The 16235-nt window shown below is 45.0% G+C and carries 16 protein-coding genes; 13 read left to right on the top strand and 3 right to left on the bottom strand.

From position 1 onward, the window contains the following. The first annotated feature begins 167 nt into the window (after nt 1–167). The 7 genes from MHB62_RS19580 (at nt 168) to bacF (ending at nt 7451) form a co-directional block, all read left to right on the top strand. Nucleotides 168–1406 (top strand): MFS transporter, encoded by a 1239-nt coding sequence (locus MHB62_RS19580; protein ID WP_003242790.1) that lies wholly within the window; start codon nt 168–170, stop codon nt 1404–1406. A 151-nt stretch (nt 1407–1557) separates the two neighbouring features. Then, nucleotides 1558–2172, top strand: coding sequence for a prephenate decarboxylase (gene bacA, locus MHB62_RS19575; RefSeq protein ID WP_009968341.1), 615 nt, complete (start codon nt 1558–1560; stop codon nt 2170–2172). After that, nucleotides 2162–2869 carry a 3-((4R)-4-hydroxycyclohexa-1,5-dien-1-yl)-2-oxopropanoate isomerase gene (bacB, locus tag MHB62_RS19570; RefSeq protein WP_003244300.1) on the top strand — a complete coding sequence of 236 codons (708 nt, stop codon included), beginning with the start codon at nt 2162–2164 and terminating at the stop codon, nt 2867–2869. Before bacA ends, bacB begins: the two co-directional genes overlap by 11 nt. 2 nt (nt 2870–2871) lie before the next feature. Further along, on the top strand, nt 2872–3633 hold the full coding sequence (gene bacC, locus MHB62_RS19565) for a dihydroanticapsin 7-dehydrogenase (RefSeq protein ID WP_003243359.1): 762 nt from the start codon (nt 2872–2874) through the stop codon (nt 3631–3633). A gap of 18 nt (nt 3634–3651) precedes the next feature. Further along, a complete protein-coding gene (gene bacD, locus MHB62_RS19560; RefSeq protein WP_032722711.1) occupies nt 3652–5070 on the top strand; it encodes an alanine--anticapsin ligase in 1419 nt (472 codons plus the stop codon). Next, the gene (bacE, locus tag MHB62_RS19555; RefSeq protein WP_003227502.1) at nt 5067–6251 is read left to right on the top strand and encodes a bacilysin exporter BacE; all 1185 of its coding nucleotides are present in this window, start codon (nt 5067–5069) and stop codon (nt 6249–6251) included. Before bacD ends, bacE begins: the two co-directional genes overlap by 4 nt. After that, a complete protein-coding gene (gene bacF, locus MHB62_RS19550; RefSeq protein ID WP_032722710.1) occupies nt 6252–7451 on the top strand; it encodes a transaminase BacF in 1200 nt (399 codons plus the stop codon). Between the two features lie 14 nt (nt 7452–7465). Here bacF and bacG read toward each other — a convergent pair whose 3' ends face one another. Both bacG and hemQ read right to left on the bottom strand, forming a co-directional pair. Further along, a complete protein-coding gene (gene bacG / locus MHB62_RS19545; protein WP_003227505.1) occupies nt 7466–8245 on the bottom strand; it encodes an NADPH-dependent reductase BacG in 780 nt (259 codons plus the stop codon). Between the two features lie 132 nt (nt 8246–8377). Then, nucleotides 8378–9142 carry a hydrogen peroxide-dependent heme synthase gene (hemQ, locus tag MHB62_RS19540; RefSeq protein WP_003242896.1) on the bottom strand — a complete coding sequence of 255 codons (765 nt, stop codon included), beginning with the start codon at nt 9140–9142 and terminating at the stop codon, nt 8378–8380. A gap of 269 nt (nt 9143–9411) precedes the next feature. On the opposite strand from hemQ, the gene pta reads away from it, so the two are divergent. From pta to MHB62_RS19520, 4 genes are all read left to right on the top strand, one after another. Continuing rightward, nucleotides 9412–10383: a phosphate acetyltransferase gene (gene pta, locus MHB62_RS19535; RefSeq protein WP_003243393.1), complete on the top strand. Its 972-nt coding sequence runs from the start codon at nt 9412–9414 to the stop codon at nt 10381–10383. A gap of 146 nt (nt 10384–10529) precedes the next feature. Beyond that, nucleotides 10530–11429, top strand: a complete 900-nt coding sequence (gene cysL, locus MHB62_RS19530; protein WP_029726229.1) for a cysJI operon transcriptional regulator CysL — start codon at nt 10530–10532, stop codon at nt 11427–11429. 48 nt (nt 11430–11477) lie between these two features. Then, nucleotides 11478–12323: an octanoyl-[GcvH]:protein N-octanoyltransferase gene (gene ywfL, locus MHB62_RS19525; protein ID WP_003227511.1), complete on the top strand. Its 846-nt coding sequence runs from the start codon at nt 11478–11480 to the stop codon at nt 12321–12323. Between the two features lie 167 nt (nt 12324–12490). Further along, nucleotides 12491–13381: a carboxylate/amino acid/amine transporter gene (locus MHB62_RS19520; RefSeq protein ID WP_029726230.1), complete on the top strand. Its 891-nt coding sequence runs from the start codon at nt 12491–12493 to the stop codon at nt 13379–13381. A 143-nt stretch (nt 13382–13524) separates the two neighbouring features. On the opposite strand, the gene rsfA is transcribed toward MHB62_RS19520, so the two are convergent. Then, entirely contained in the window at nt 13525–14301 is a 777-nt protein-coding gene (gene rsfA, locus MHB62_RS19515; protein WP_029726231.1) for a prespore-specific transcription regulator RsfA, read from the bottom strand. A gap of 214 nt (nt 14302–14515) precedes the next feature. On the opposite strand from rsfA, the gene MHB62_RS19510 reads away from it, so the two are divergent. Beyond that, the gene (locus MHB62_RS19510) at nt 14516–14740 is read left to right on the top strand and encodes a DUF1450 domain-containing protein (RefSeq protein ID WP_404978341.1); all 225 of its coding nucleotides are present in this window, start codon (nt 14516–14518) and stop codon (nt 14738–14740) included. Nucleotides 14741–14901: 161 nt separating this feature from the next. After that, entirely contained in the window at nt 14902–16203 is a 1302-nt protein-coding gene (locus MHB62_RS19505) for an HD domain-containing protein (protein WP_014665786.1), read from the top strand. Nucleotides 16204–16235 lie beyond the last annotated feature (32 nt).

The raw sequence follows: 16235 nt of genomic DNA, 5'->3' as shown, positions 1-16235 counted from the left end.
CATCCTCATGTATTTTTAGAATGAAATATAGAAATATATAATGGGATTTAAATGAAAATAATAAAACTTATAAATATTTCGTTCGAATTGTAAATAGAGAAAAAACAATGCTAAACTATAATACAACTTTATGATAAGAAGATTATGGAAGAGGTGTTTGAGAAAGAATGAACAGCAATCAAAACAATGACATCAAAACAAAACATCATTTTCCGTTATTGTTGGCACTGGCTTTAACGATGGGGGTATTTGCAGCCGGATCTGAAGAGCTTGTGATCTCACCGCTGCTGCCGGATTTAGCAAAAGCCTTCAGCTCAGATGTCAGCGTCCTTGCGTTATCTATCAGTATTTACGGCGTTATGATTTTTATCGGTGCGCCGCTTTTGGTTCCATTAGGCGATAAATACTCCAGAGAACTGAGCTTATTGGCCGGGCTTATGATTTTTATCATAGGAACGGTGATATGCGCTTTAGCTCAAAATATTTTTTTCTTCTTTTTAGGCCGGGCGCTTTCGGGATTGGCTGCGGGAGCGTTTGTTCCGACCGCTTACGCAGTTGTCGGTGATCGTGTTCCTTATACATACCGGGGCAAGGTGATGGGACTGATCGTTTCAAGCTGGTCGCTGGCGCTGATTTTCGGAGTGCCGCTCGGATCATTTATCGGCGGCGTCCTGCATTGGAGATGGACGTTTTGGATTTTCGCCCTGATGGGTGTTTTAGTTGTTCTGCTGATTCTCCTTGAAATGCGCCGCCATGCCCAACATAAAAACAGCGGCAAGGAAGAAATAGAAGAGCCCGCAGGAACATTCCGGGATGCGCTGAAAGTCCCTCGTGTACCTGTTTATATCACAATAACCTTTTGTAATATGATTGGTTTTTACGGTATGTATTCCTTTTTAGGCACCTATCTTCAGGACGTTTTTACCGGAGGAAACACGGCTGCGGGCTTATTTATCATGATTTATGGAATCGGGTTTTCCATGAGTGTGATTACAGGAAAGATAGCCGACCGCATCGGAAAAATGCGCTCCCTTTTGATTGCGCTGGGGGTCATCAGCGTTCTGCTGGCGTGTTTACCATATGCGCCGGCGTCTATGTTTCTGTTAATCGCCAGCCTATTTATTTGGGGATTAATGCAAAGTTTGACGGTGACGCTGCTCAGCACCATTTTGAGTGACTGCTCAGAGCGTCATCGAGGAAAAGTCATGGTGTTTTACAGTCTCGCCTCGAATCTGGCCGTGACATTAGGTTCTGCTTTAATGGGACCCGTCTATGTGGCATACGGCTATGCAGCTGTCGGATTGATTTGCGCCGCCATCACAGTCCTCGGATTTGTGCTCAGTGTATTCGCATATAAAAAGTACGGCAAACTTGAGCAGAAGGCCGATCAGTCCTTATCTCAATAAACAAAGTTTCTAAATTCCTATAATTAAAAACCCTTTTTAAAGGGTTTTTTTGTTTGTATGGGAATAATTATCAATATTTTCAAAAAACATTGACAGTTCAATTTCCACTGGATAAAATTTACTTAAAATTTTAAAAGATTGGTTGGTGCTCATGATTATATTGGATAATAGCATTCAGACAAAAAAAAGAACTGATTCACTATCCAAACTCATTACAGTCAACACGCTCGGCCCTGAGGGGACAAGCAGTGAGTACGCAGCAAAGCATTTCATTTCCAATTTTACTCTTCTACAAGGGCTGAACAGTAAATTGTCCTTGCATGATACTTTTGAATCGTGCATCGAAAGGACGCTCCAAAGCCCGCTGGAATATACCATCGTCCCACATGCTTACGATGGCATTAAGCATTTCTACATGAGGCCGGATTTGCAGCTATTGCAGATCTTCAGGTGCGATACACCGATGTACGGCCTGGCTGTTCGTCCTGATTTTGAATTCAGAGACGATATGCTTGATACATCTGTTATTGTTTCACATCCTTCACCTATTAATTTAATAAAATATTTTACCCGCAAAGATGTTCGTTTCAAACTAGTCAATTCAACCAGTCAAGCCGCAAGAAAAGTAAAAGAAGGTTTGTATGACATTGCCTTAACCAATGAGCTTGCACGGCAAAAGTACGGGCTAACCTTTGTAAAAACATTCAAAAGCATTCCAATGAGCTGGTCATTATTTGGAAAAGGAGACGTTGATGATGAAAACTAAAGAAGATATGCAGGAGCTTTATTTCCCGACACCGAAATTAATTGAATGGGAAAACGGAGTGAGGCAGTATTCAACCGTACGAGGGGATACTGAAGTATTAATGTCTTACGTCCCGCCGCATACCAATGTTGAACCCCATCAGCATAAGGAGGTCCAAATCGGCATGGTCGTTTCTGGCGAGCTGATGATGACTGTCGGAGATGTGACAAGAAAAATGACAGCCTTGGAATCTGCCTATATCGCGCCGCCGCATGTGCCTCACGGGGCAAGAAACGACACAGACCAAGAAGTGATTGCTATTGATATCAAGCGGCTGAAAGCTGATGAAACATATACAAGTCCTGAGGACTACTTTTTGGATATTTTCAAAACAAGAGACCTGCTGCCGGGCATGGAAGTCACGTTCTTTGTTGAGGATTGGGTAGAAATTATGCTTGCCAAAATCCCTGGAAATGGCGGAGAAATGCCTTTCCATAAACATCGGAATGAACAAATAGGCATCTGCATCGGCGGCGGCTATGACATGACGGTCGAAGGCTGCACAGTCGAGATGAAATTCGGCACAGCCTATTTCTGTGAGCCTCGCGAAGATCATGGTGCCATCAACCGTTCAGAAAAAGAATCAAAATCGATTAATATCTTCTTCCCGCCGCGCTATAACAGGGCAAAAGCAAAAAAAATGAAGGCGGATGAATGATCATGAACCTCACCGATAAAACCGTCCTCATCACAGGAGGCGCATCAGGCATTGGTTATGCTGCGGTTCAGGCTTTTTTGGGCCAGCAGGCCAATGTGGTTGTGGCGGATATTGATGAAGCGCAAGGAGAAGCAATGGTACGAAAAGAAAATAATGACAGGCTGCACTTTGTGCAAACGGACATCACAGACGAAGCTGCCTGCCAGCACGCAGTTGAATCGGCGGTTCATACATTTGGCGGGCTCGATGTCTTGATTAATAATGCAGGCATCGAAATCGTGGCGCCTATTCACGAGATGGAGCTCAGCGATTGGAACAAGGTGCTGCAAGTCAATTTGACCGGCATGTTTTTAATGAGCAAACATGCACTCAAGCATATGCTGGCCGCCGGCAAGGGCAACATCATTAATACGTGCTCTGTCGGCGGACTCGTGGCATGGCCTGATATTCCTGCTTATAACGCCAGCAAAGGCGGGGTTTTGCAGCTGACTAAATCAATGGCCGTTGATTATGCGAAACATCAAATTCGGGTGAACTGCGTATGCCCGGGGATCATCGACACACCGCTGAATGAAAAATCATTCCTTGAAAATAATGAAGGCACACTTGAAGAGATCAAAAAAGAAAAGGCGAAGGTAAATCCGCTGCTGAGGCTTGGGAAACCTGAAGAAATCGCAAACGTGATGCTGTTTTTAGCCTCGGATTTATCAAGCTATATGACCGGAAGCGCCATCACCGCAGACGGAGGATACACCGCACAATAGAGAAGGAGTGTTTTACATATGGAGAGAAAAACAGTATTGGTCATCGCTGATCTTGGAGGCTGCCCGCCGCACATGTTTTATAAAAGCGCTGCTGAAAAATATAACCTGGTCAGCTTTATTCCAAGACCTTTTGCAATTACAGCCTCCCATGCAGCATTGATTGAAAAATACTCGGTCGCGGTCATAAAAGATAAAGACTATTTTAAGAGTTTAGCTGATTTTGAGCATCCTGATTCCATTTATTGGGCGCATGAGGATCATGACAAGCCTGAGGAAGAGGTCGTCGAGCAAATCGTCAAGGTTGCCGAAATGTTTGGGGCGGATGCCATCACAACAAACAATGAATTATTCATTGCTCCGATGGCGAAAGCCTGTGAACGTCTGGGCCTGAGAGGTGCCGGCGTGCAGGCAGCCGAAAATGCCAGAGATAAAAATAAAATGAGGGACGCTTTTAATAAGGCCGGAGTCAAATCGATCAAAAACAAACGAGTCACAACTCTTGAAGATTTCCGTGCTGCTCTTGAAGAGATCGGCACACCTCTTATCTTAAAGCCTACATACTTAGCGAGTTCAATCGGTGTAACGCTGATTACGGACACTGAGACGGCAGAAGATGAATTTAACAGAGTCAATGACTATCTGAAATCAATTAACGTGCCAAAGGCGGTTACGTTTGAAGCGCCGTTTATCGCTGAAGAATTTTTACAGGGTGAGTACGGAGACTGGTATCAAACAGAAGGGTACTCCGACTATATCAGTATAGAAGGCATCATGGCTGACGGTGAGTATTTCCCGATCGCCATTCATGATAAAACGCCGCAAATCGGGTTTACAGAGACATCCCACATTACGCCGTCCATTCTGGATGAAGAGGCAAAAAAGAAAATTGTCGAAGCTGCCAAAAAGGCAAATGAAGGGCTTGGCCTGCAAAATTGCGCAACACATACAGAGGTCAAGCTAATGAAAAACAGAGAACCGGGTTTAATAGAATCAGCAGCCAGATTTGCCGGCTGGAATATGATTCCTAACATTAAAAAGGTTTTCGGCCTTGATATGGCGCAATTATTATTAGATGTCCTCTGTTTCGGAAAAGACGCCGATCTGCCTGACGGATTATTGGATCAAGAGCCTTACTATGTCGCCGACTGCCATTTGTACCCGCAGCATTTCAAACAAAATGGCCAAATTCCAGAAACTGCTGAGGATTTGGTCATTGAAGCGATCGATATTCCGGACGGGCTTTTAAAAGGGGATACTGAAATCGTTTCTTTTTCGGCCGCAGCACCAGGCACTTCAGTTGATTTGACATTGTTTGAAGCTTTCAATTCCATTGCTGCATTTGAACTGAAAGGCAGTAATTCACAGGATGTGGCTGAATCAATCAGACAAATTCAGCAGCATGCGAAGCTGACGGCAAAGTATGTGCTGCCAGTATGAAACAGCTGAAACCCAACTCTAAATACTTGCTTTACGGGCAGGCGCTATCGTTCATGGGAGACTATTGTGTTCTCCCTGCCCTGCTCATTTTGTCTACATATTATCACGATTATTGGGTGACGTCCGGGGTCATCGTGGTCAGAAGCATTCCGATGGTGTTTCAGCCGTTTTTGGGGGTTCTGGTCGACCGGTTAGACAGAATTAAGATCATGCTGTGGACGGATATCATCAGAGGCATCATCTTTTTGGGGCTCACATTTCTTCCAAAAGGCGAGTATCCGCTGATTTTTCTGGCCCTGCTGTTTATTTCTTATGGAAGCGGCGTGTTTTTTAATCCCGCCCGTCTCGCTGTCATGTCGTCCTTGGAATCAGATATTAAAAGCATCAACACGTTATTTGCAAAAGCGACAACCATCTCCATTATCGTCGGGGCGGCTGCCGGAGGGCTATTTCTGTTAGGCGGATCTGTAGAGCTGGCTGTTGCCTTTAACGGTGTGACATACCTGGTTTCGGCCTTTTTTATCAGCCGCATCAAGCTGCAGTTTGTGCCGATTCAATCTGAAAACATAAAAGAGGCCTTCCAGTCTTTTAAAGAAGGACTCAAAGAAATCAAAACCAATGCATTCGTATTAAACGCCATGTTTACGATGATTACGATGGCTTTGCTGTGGGGAGTTGTGTACAGCTATTTTCCGATTGTCAGCCGCTTTCTGGGTGACGGGGAAATCGGCAACTTTATTCTCACGTTCTGCATCGGCTTCGGCGGCTTTATCGGAGCGGCGCTTGTCAGCAAATGGGGCTTTAACAACAATAGAGGCCTGACGTACTTTACCGTTTTATCCATTGTCTCGCTGGCGCTGTTTTTATTTACGCCGATTTTCGCTGTTTCTGTCATCGCGGCGATCCTCTTTTTCATCGCGATGGAATACGGGGAAGTGCTTGCAAAAGTGAAGGTTCAGGAAAATGCGGCAAACCAGATTCAAGGGCGCATTTTTTCAGTGGCCGAAGCGTCTATCGGATTATGCATTTCTATTGGTTCAATGCTCATTAACATCCTAAGCGCTCCGGTCATTATGGGGCTGATTGTCGTGATCGTATGCGGTTTGTTTCTGCATACGAAGCTCGTCAACAAATCGTTTTTGGAACGGGATAACAAAACGGAGCAAAAAGGAGTCTTTTAGATGGAAATAACACCGTCCGATGTCATCAAGACACTTCCAAGGCAGGAGTTTTCTCTCGTTTTTCAAAAGGTAAAGGAAATGGAAAAAACGGGAGCCCATATCATTAATCTCGGACAGGGGAACCCTGACCTTCCCACTCCGCCGCATATTGTGGAGGCTTTGCGGGAGGCTTCTCTGAATCCTTCGTTTCATGGATACGGCCCTTTCAGGGGCTATCCTTTTTTAAAGGAAGCGATCGCTGCTTTCTATAAAAGGGAATACGGAGTGACAATCAATCCTGAAACGGAAGTCGCGCTTTTCGGAGGCGGGAAAGCCGGATTGTATGTGCTGACACAATGCCTGCTCAATCCGGGAGACATCGCTTTAGTCCCGAATCCAGGCTACCCTGAATATTTATCAGGGATTACGATGGCGCGAGCTGAGCTTTACGAAATGCCGTTGTATGAAGAAAATGGCTATCTGCCGGATTTTGAAAAGATTGATCCAGCCGTGCTGGAAAAAGCGAAGCTTATGTTTTTAAACTATCCGAACAACCCCACTGGAGCTGTGGCTGATGCGGCTTTTTATGCAAGAGCTGCTGCTTTTGCGAAAGAGCATAACATCCATTTGATTCATGATTTTGCATACGGGGCGTTTGAATTCGATCAAAAACCGGCCAGCTTTCTTGAGGCAGAGGATGCCAAAATTGTCGGAGCAGAGCTTTATTCATTTTCAAAAACATTTAACATGGCCGGCTGGAGAATGGCGTTTGCGGTTGGGAACGAAAAGATCATTCAGGCCGTCAATGAATTTCAGGATCATGTATTTGTCGGCATGTTCGGCGGGCTGCAGCAGGCAGCGAGTGCGGCGCTTTCTGGAGATCCGGAGCATACGGAATCGTTGAAACGAATTTATAAGGAACGAATTGACTTTTTTACGGCGCTTTGCGAAAAGGAACTGGGCTGGAAGATGGAAAAGCCAAAAGGAACCTTTTACGTATGGGCTGAAATTCCGAATACGTTTGAGACATCTCACCAATTTTCCGATTACTTGCTGGAGCATGCCCATGTCGTAGTCACACCGGGCGAAATTTTTGGAAGCAACGGAAAAAGGCATGTCAGAATCTCAATGGTGTCGAAGCAGGAGGATCTGCGGGAATTTGTCACGCGGATTCAAAAGCTGAACCTGCCGTTCGGGTCATTACAAGAAACATCCCGCTAAAAAGCGGGATGTTTTTATATGCTTTTCATGCTGCCGCCATCAGCGGAAATTTGCTGTCCCGTGATGTAGGAGGCTTCCTCAGAGGCAAGAAACGCGGCGAGCGCTGCGGTTTCTTCGGCTGATCCGACCCGTTTCATCGGAATCCCGGAAGCAATCTGTTCCTCTGCTTTCTGTTTGGATATGCTGTTCTTTTTCATCACATTTTCCACAAATTGATGATAACGGTCTGTAGCGATAAAACCAGGATTCAGACAGTTGACAGTAATGTTGTGAGGAGCAAGCTGGATGGAAATATTTTTACTGGCGTTAATTAAAGCGGCATTCATCATACTGTTTGTGAACATGTTGGCGCCGGGTTCTTTCCACAGATTTCCGACAATGTTGATGATTCTGCCAAACTCGTTTTGTTTCATCAGTGAGGAAGCACGCTTGATAGCGTCAATATAGGCAACGGTCTTTTGAGTGAACGTGGCCGTCATATCGTCTATATTGCAGTTATCAAATGTGTCAGGCGCGCCGCCCGGGATATTATTAATCAGAACATCAAGCCGTCCGCATTGAGATTCGATTTTCTGAAAAATGCCCGCTCTCGTATGCCGGTCAGACATATCCCCCGCAAGGGCAATGACGGTCGCATCAGGATGCTTGGCCAAAATGTCTTCTTTGACAGATTCAATATTATCCAAACTTCGCGAATTAATGACGAGGGAAAAGTGCTGGTCTGCTAATTTCAGAGCGATTGCTTTCCCGATCCCTTGACTGGCTCCCATAACAAATGCGGTTCGTTTTGACAAATCACTGCACCCCTTTGAAAAAATTGGATTATTATCTACATCGTAAGAAAAAACGAAGAAAATAGCAAATTTTATTTAAATTCTGATAAAGGAGAATTGAAAAACTCCCGCCGGATAGGGCGGGAGGGGATATTATACATATAAGAATTGAGGAAGTGTATCAAGCGAAAGGTGATTGCCGACAAAGAATGAACCAAATTCGCCATAGCGAGCGCTGACTTCGTCAAAACGCATTTCGTACACTAGCTTCTTGAATTGAAGGACATCATCGCTAAATAATGTAACGCCCCACTCGTAATCGTCAAAGCCGACAGAGCCGGTGATGATCTGTTTGACTTTGCCCGCATAGCTGCGGCCGATTAAACCGTGGCTTCTCATCAAGTTTCTGCGTTCTTCCATTGAAAGCATATACCAGTTGTCGTTGCCAGATCTTCTTTTATCCATTGGATAGAAGCATACATATTTAGATTCCGGCAGTTCAGGGTAAAGGCGAGCGCGCACATGCGGATTTTCATAAGGATCGCCGTCACCGCTTGCCAAGTAGTTGCTCAGCTCTACCACTGATACGTAGGAGTATGCCGGAATGGTGAACTCAGCAAGTCTTGATTTGTTGAATTCAAGCTCAATTTGATTTAATTCTTCCATTGTAGGACGAAGGATCATCAGCATAAAATCAGCTTTTTGGCCGACGATGCTGTAAAGAGTTTGCGATCCTTTTCCTTCTTTTTGGGCTACGCCCCATTTTTCAAGCAACCCGGTGAATTCATGTATGATAGATTGGCGCTCATCACTGGACAGAAGCTTCCAGGAAGCCCAATCCATTGTGCGGAAATCATGAAGCGCATACCAGCCGTCAAGCGTTTTTGCCGCTTCATTCGTCATTTGCTGTTCACTCATTTATCTTCACTCCCATTATCTTTTCATGATTGCCTTCACTATACCATAGTTTATCCGATTCTACTGTGGAGAAACCTTGAACATCCCTTCCGTATAACTCCATCAAAATAGAAGAACCTATAAGGGAAGATTGAGTCACTTAAATTAGTTAGAAAAATAAGATTTTTTTATGAAAGCGCTATAATGAAAGTTGGCTGTTTGAATTTGATTGGAAGAAGAGTATGCTAGTAAAAGAAAGCGTTTTTGTAACTTTTTGAGGAGGTTTTATTGTGGCAGATTTATTTTCAACAGTGCAAGAAAAAGTAGCTGGAAAAGACGTTAAAATTGTATTTCCTGAAGGCTTAGACGAGCGTATTTTAGAAGCGGTCAGCAAGCTTGCAGGAAACAAAGTGCTGAATCCGATTGTGATCGGCAATGAAAATGAGATCCAAGCAAAAGCAAAAGAATTGAACCTTACGCTGGGCGGCGTTAAGATTTATGATCCTCATACATATGAAGGCATGGAAGACCTTGTACAAGCATTCGTAGAACGCCGCAAAGGCAAAGCGACTGAAGAACAGGCTCGTAAAGCATTATTAGACGAGAACTACTTCGGTACAATGCTGGTGTATAAAGGACTTGCAGACGGACTTGTAAGCGGAGCTGCTCACTCAACTGCTGACACTGTCCGCCCGGCTCTTCAAATCATCAAAACAAAAGAAGGCGTGAAAAAGACTTCAGGCGTGTTCATCATGGCTCGCGGAGAAGAGCAATACGTATTCGCAGATTGCGCGATCAACATTGCACCTGACAGCCAAGATCTTGCCGAGATTGCGATCGAAAGTGCCAATACGGCAAAAATGTTCGACATTGAGCCTCGCGTGGCAATGCTCAGCTTCTCTACAAAAGGCTCAGCAAAATCTGATGAAACAGAAAAAGTAGCGGATGCAGTGAAAATCGCGAAAGAAAAAGCGCCTGAACTGACACTTGACGGCGAATTCCAATTTGATGCTGCATTTGTTCCATCTGTAGCTGAGAAAAAAGCGCCGGATTCCGAGATCAAAGGGGACGCTAACGTATTCGTATTCCCAAGTCTTGAAGCAGGAAACATCGGCTATAAAATCGCTCAGCGTTTGGGCAACTTTGAAGCGGTAGGACCAATCCTGCAAGGTTTAAATATGCCTGTAAACGACCTTTCAAGAGGATGTAACGCTGAAGATGTTTACAATCTCGCATTAATTACAGCGGCGCAAGCACTGTAATAAAATTGAAGACAATGGCAGCTCTCGACCGAGGGCTGCCTTTTTTGCGCTTCTGTATAGCCCTTCTTTACCAAGACGGATGATATGAGTACAATAAAGAAAACTAATCATAACCATATATTTCATTAATGACAGGGGTGGGGTTTTTGTATTACGACGTGCTGAAAACGTTTATAGCGGTGGTAGAAGAAAAAAACTTCACAAAAGCGGCGGAAAAGCTGATGATCTCCCAGCCCAGCGTCAGTCTGCATATCAAAAATCTTGAGAAAGAATTTCAAACGGCTCTTCTGAACAGGTCGCCAAAACACTTTACGACAACGCCGACAGGAGACATTTTATATCAAAGAGCAAAGCAAATGGTGTTTCTCTACGAACAAGCCAAGGCTGAAATCTATGCGCATCATCACTATGTGAAGGGTGAATTGAAAATAGCTGCAAGCTTTACAATCGGTGAGTATATTCTTCCGCCGCTATTGGCCCAGCTGCAAAAGCTGTATCCAGAGCTGAATCTAGATGTCATGATTGGCAATACAGAGGAGGTCAGCGAGCGTGTGCGGATGCTTCAGGCTGATATCGGGCTGATTGAAGGACATACAAACGAGAATGAGCTGGAAATTGAACCGTTCATGGAGGATGAAATGTGCATTGCCGCTCCAAATCAGCATCCGCTCGCCGGGCGGAAAGAGATTTCGATCAGCGATTTGCAGAACGAAGCGTGGGTGACAAGAGAGAAAGGCTCCGGGACGAGAGAATATCTTGATCATGTACTCAGTTCAAATGGACTTCGGCCGAAATCAATGTTCACCATCAGCAGCAATCAAGGTGTAAAGGAAGCGGTGATCAACGGCATGGGACTTTCGGTTCTATCCAGAAGCGTACTGCATAAGGATTTGATCCACCGCGAAATCTCAATTCTGCATATTAAAGATTTCTCGTTAAAACGCAAGCTGTCTTACATTTATTCTCCTCTCATGGAGAATACAAAAAATAAAGAAATTTTTATTACGATGCTGAAAAGCAATTATCAATCACACCTGCTGAAATGATATAATAGTTTTCGTTCAATAAGCCTAACATGAAAGGGTTTTACATAGATGGCAAACCAACCGATTGATTTACTGATGCAGCCGAAATGGAGAGTCATTGACCAATCCAGTCTCGGCCCTTTATTTGATGCGAAGCAATCCTTCGCAATGGATGATACGCTGTGCATGTCCGTCGGAAAAGGCGTGTCGCCGGCGACAGCGCGCTCATGGGTGCACCACGATACAATTGTCCTTGGAATACAGGATACACGCCTCCCGTTTTTGCAGGATGGCATCTCCTTGCTGGAGAGTGAAGGATACCGTGTGATCGTACGCAATTCCGGCGGTCTTGCCGTCGTATTGGATGACGGTGTTTTAAATATCTCTCTCATATTCGAGGACGAAAAGAAAGGCATCGATATAGACAAAGGATATGAAGCGATGGTCGAGCTGATGAGACGAATGCTGAGACCGTACAACGCAAAGATCGAAGCCTATGAAATTGAAGGGTCTTATTGTCCCGGCAGCTATGACCTCAGTATAAATGGCAAAAAGTTCGCCGGCATCTCTCAGAGACGCGTTCGCGGCGGAGTCGCTGTTCAAATTTATCTCTGTGCGGATAAAAGCGGCAGTGAAAGGGCCGACTTGATCAGACGATTCTATCAAGCGGCGCTGAAAGACAAACAAAACGATAAAAAAGGCGTCTATCCGGAAATACGTCCGGAAACGATGGCGTCCTTAAGTGAGCTTCTGCAAAAAGACATCTCCGTACAAGACTTAATGTTCGCTTTATTGACGGAATTAAAAGCGTTAAGCACTCATCTTTACTCTGCCGGACTGTCCATTGATGAGGAAATGGAATTTGAGAAAAATCTCGTCCGGATGGCTGAGCGGAATGCAAAGGTATTTGGGTGAACGTTCTTCGCATGCCGGCTGTATATGCCGGCATGCATTTTTTATGACAAGCGGCATTTTACCCCAATAATCTTATTTTCAGATAAATCCTTCTTACATACAGATAACCACGGCAAAAAGAAAAACGATAAAATGACATCAGCATCCATATTAAAGGGGAGAGGCAGATGAAAGGGAATATTTACAGCCTTTTTGTATTGATTGCGGCTTTTTTCTGGGGGACCACGGGAACCGTTCAGGCATTGGCTCCAGAAAGCGCCACACCGCTGGCATTTGGAGCGTTCAGGTTATTAATAGGAGGAAGCGCCATGCTGCTTGCGGTTTGGGTCAGCCGGGAGCTTCACGTGAAAAATTGGTCATGGCCGCTCGTATTTTTAGCCGCTGTTTGTATGGCGTGTTACCAGCCGCTGTTTTTCACAGCGGTTAAAGAAACGGGAATTGCAGTGGGAACTGTGATTGCCATCGGCAGTGCGCCTATCATTGCCGGGACCCTCGAATGGGCTGTATTGAAGAAACGCCCGCGAAACTCCTGGTGGATTGCGACTGTGCTGGCTTTAGCGGGTTGCTGGCTTCTGTTTTCCGACAGTTCCAATGTTCGGATTGATGTGGCTGGTGTTCTTATGGCGCTTGGAGCGGGTGCTTCTTTTGCAGGCTATACGCTCATCAGTAAAGCGATGATGAAAACCCAGCCTCCGCGAGCGACCTCCGCCGTTGTATTCATGATCAGCGCCATCTTGCTGACGCCGCTATTATGGCAGTTAGATATCTCGTGGATATTGACCCCTAGAGGACTGGGAACAAGCCTTTACATCGGGTTAATTGCAACATGTGCCGCATACTTTTTGTTTGCGAAAGGGCTTACCGGGGTTCCGGCCTCGGCGGCGGTCACGCTGTCTTTAGCTGAACCGCTGACGGCTTCATTGCTTGGCGTGTTTTTCATAGGGGAAATGCTTTCGCCTTCCTCGTGGCTGGGCATTGCGCTTATGATGCTGGGGCTTTTGGTCATTTCTGCTGCGCCTCGGAAACAAAAAACGGCCGAGGCAGCTCACATGTCTTAATAGATTCACATAAGCTTGGCCTCATTTTACAAGAATAGCTGATCCGGCTGCAAAATGAGGAAATTCTCTTTTCTCAATAGAAAAGGGGATTTTGCACATGCCGAAAATCCCAAAACAGCTGCCCGTTTTGGGATTTTTCTATGTCATTCCGCTAATTTTTCTAAATTGCCGTTCCGGTCCATTTTGAAGGACGGAGAGGCATGTTCATCTTCTTCAAATAAAACTAGCTTTCTGGCTCTGTTCATAATTTTCACCAAGGTTTCATAATCTTCTTGGATCGTTTTTTGGTCTTTTTCAAGCTTTTGAACTTCTGCCTCTAGCTGCTCTGTTTTGTTTTGCAATTCCTGATTTTCTTTCTTTAAACGCTCGTTTTCCATTTTTAATGCTGATGATTGCTCGTTATTGCCTTTGTAATTCTGCAGGAAGCGGATCACATCATTCATCGTCATCTCAGGCGCAGCTGCAGGCGTTTGAGGAGACAATAAGTGTGATAGACTAGCTAACTCTTCCTTAAAGCTTTCATCAACAAAAGGCATATGTTCGCCAGACATTAAAGGTTGCTCATTTTCGACAGAAGGTGTTTCCGTTTTAACCGGCTCTTCTGCAGCGGTTTCTTGAATGATTTCAGGATCAACGGCAGGAGGCTGATATAATAATCTTTTTTTCGCGGGCTGCCCGTTTCCGAGCGCTCTCATCCGCTGTTTTCGTTGTTTCTTCGCAAGCTGAAGCGCTTTTTCATATTGATGGCGGACCACTGCGTTCCATCTGAATCCGCAGGCTGCGGATGTCCGGTTTAATTTATCGCCGACTTCTTCAAAGGCGTTCAGCTGAGTGCTGCCCTCCCTCACATGCCGAAGCACTGTTTCGGCTAAAAGCAGATCGTTTTCCTCTGACCAAGCGTCTTGTCGCTGTTTTGTCATTTATCTCAACTCCCATTTTTCTTTTCATGGTATTAGAATGTCCAGGTTGGAAAATATTTATACAAATTGGCTGAAAGAATAGGAGATACGAAGGATGGAGCGGCTTGCAGGAACAGTCGAATCCTTGTAAAATGAAGAGTGATGTGATTTTTTTTGAAACGTGATTTTAGGTTATTCACATAGATGAACATAGAAATGAAGGGAAGCGTACGTCATGGCTAATGAATTTCGAGTGTGTGATGATTGCCAAGCCACTAATATCAAAACATTGCTGCCGCGTTTGAAAGAAGTGGACCCGGACGCAAAGGTTGAGGTAGGATGCCAATCTTATTGCGGGCTCGGACGGAAAAAATCATTTGCTTTTGTGAACAATCGCCCGCTGTCAGCTCCGACAGAGGATGAGCTGATTGACAAAGTAAAAAAGAAAATAAAAAAGTAAAAACATATTTTTTCTTAGCCTCGGCCCTCAGGTCAGGCTTTTTTGCTTCACAAGATGTGTTTTTCATGAAGATGGAACAAATCGCCGGGCAAATTCAAGGATGTTTTCAAAGAATAGAGTCGATATAATAGAAACACGGCTAAAAAAAAGAGGGAATGACGATGGCGTATCCAAATGGAAAATTATCAGAAGAAAAAGTGTTTAAAGATCCGGTGCACCGCTATGTTCATGTTCGGGACAAGCTGATATGGGATTTAATCGGAACCCGTGAATTTCAGCGTCTCCGCAGAATTAAGCAGCTCGGCACGACCTATTTGACGTTCCATGGGGCTGAGCACAGCCGGTTCAACCATTCTCTCGGTGTCTATGAAATTGTCAGGAGAATGGTTGATGACGTCTTTAAAGGCCGCCCTGAATGGGATGACAGTGAGCGCGAACTCTGTTTGGCCGCGGCGCTGCTTCATGATCTCGGGCACGGGCCGTTCTCGCATTCATTTGAAAAGGTCTTTCACCTTGACCACGAAGATTTTACAAGAGGTATCATTTTGGGAGACACGGAGGTTAACCAGGTACTCAGAAAGGTGAGCCCGGATTTCCCCCAGGATGTTGCTGAAGTCATTGCCAAAACATATAAAAACAAGCAAGTGGTCAGCCTCATTTCGAGTCAAATTGACGCAGACCGGATGGATTACCTGCAGCGTGACGCCTATTATACGGGCGTCAGCTACGGCCATTTTGATATGGAGCGGATTCTTCGTGTGATGCGGCCGCGCGAGGATCAGATCGTCATTAAAGAAAGCGGAATGCATGCTGTCGAAGACTATATCATGAGCCGTTACCAAATGTACTGGCAGGTCTATTTCCATCCTGTGACCAGAAGTGCAGAGGTCATTTTAACGAAGATTCTTCACAGGGCGAAGCAGCTGCACGATGAAGGCTATGTCTTTACTCACGCTCCGGTTCATTTCTATTCTATTTTTGAAGGGAAATTGACACTGGAGGATTATGTAAAGCTGGATGAATCTATTATTTTGTATTACTTCCAGGCCTGGGAGGATGAAGAAGACGCGATTTTATCCGACTTGTGCCGCAGATTCATTAACCGCCAGCTGTTCCAATACGTTGAATTCAATCCGAATGAAGAAATGTCGGCTTATTTTGAGCTGACGTCATTGTTCAAAGAGGCGGGGATCGATCCGAGCTATTATTTGGTCGTTGATTCTTCTTCAGATCTGCCATACGATTTTTACCGGCCGGGAGAGGAAGAGGAGCGTCTGCCGATCCATCTCTTGACGCAAAACGGCCAAATTAAAGAGCTGTCCAGGCAGTCGGCTATTGTGGAATCCATCTCCGGTAAACGGCGGACGGACCACAAGCTGTACTATCCAAAGGACTTGATTTGTGACGGCTCTAAACATCCGGAAGCGAAAATGAAAATCCGGCAGCTGCTGGGACTGACATAGAAATTGGAAAGAAGGAAAAAGGAGATGTCGGG

This window comes from Bacillus sp. FSL K6-0255, from assembly GCF_045040725.1.
GTDB classification, from domain to species: Bacteria; Bacillota; Bacilli; order Bacillales; family Bacillaceae; genus Bacillus; species Bacillus subtilis.
The sequence above is the reverse complement of the archived record's forward strand: the minus strand, read 5'-3'. Positions and strand labels throughout refer to the sequence as shown.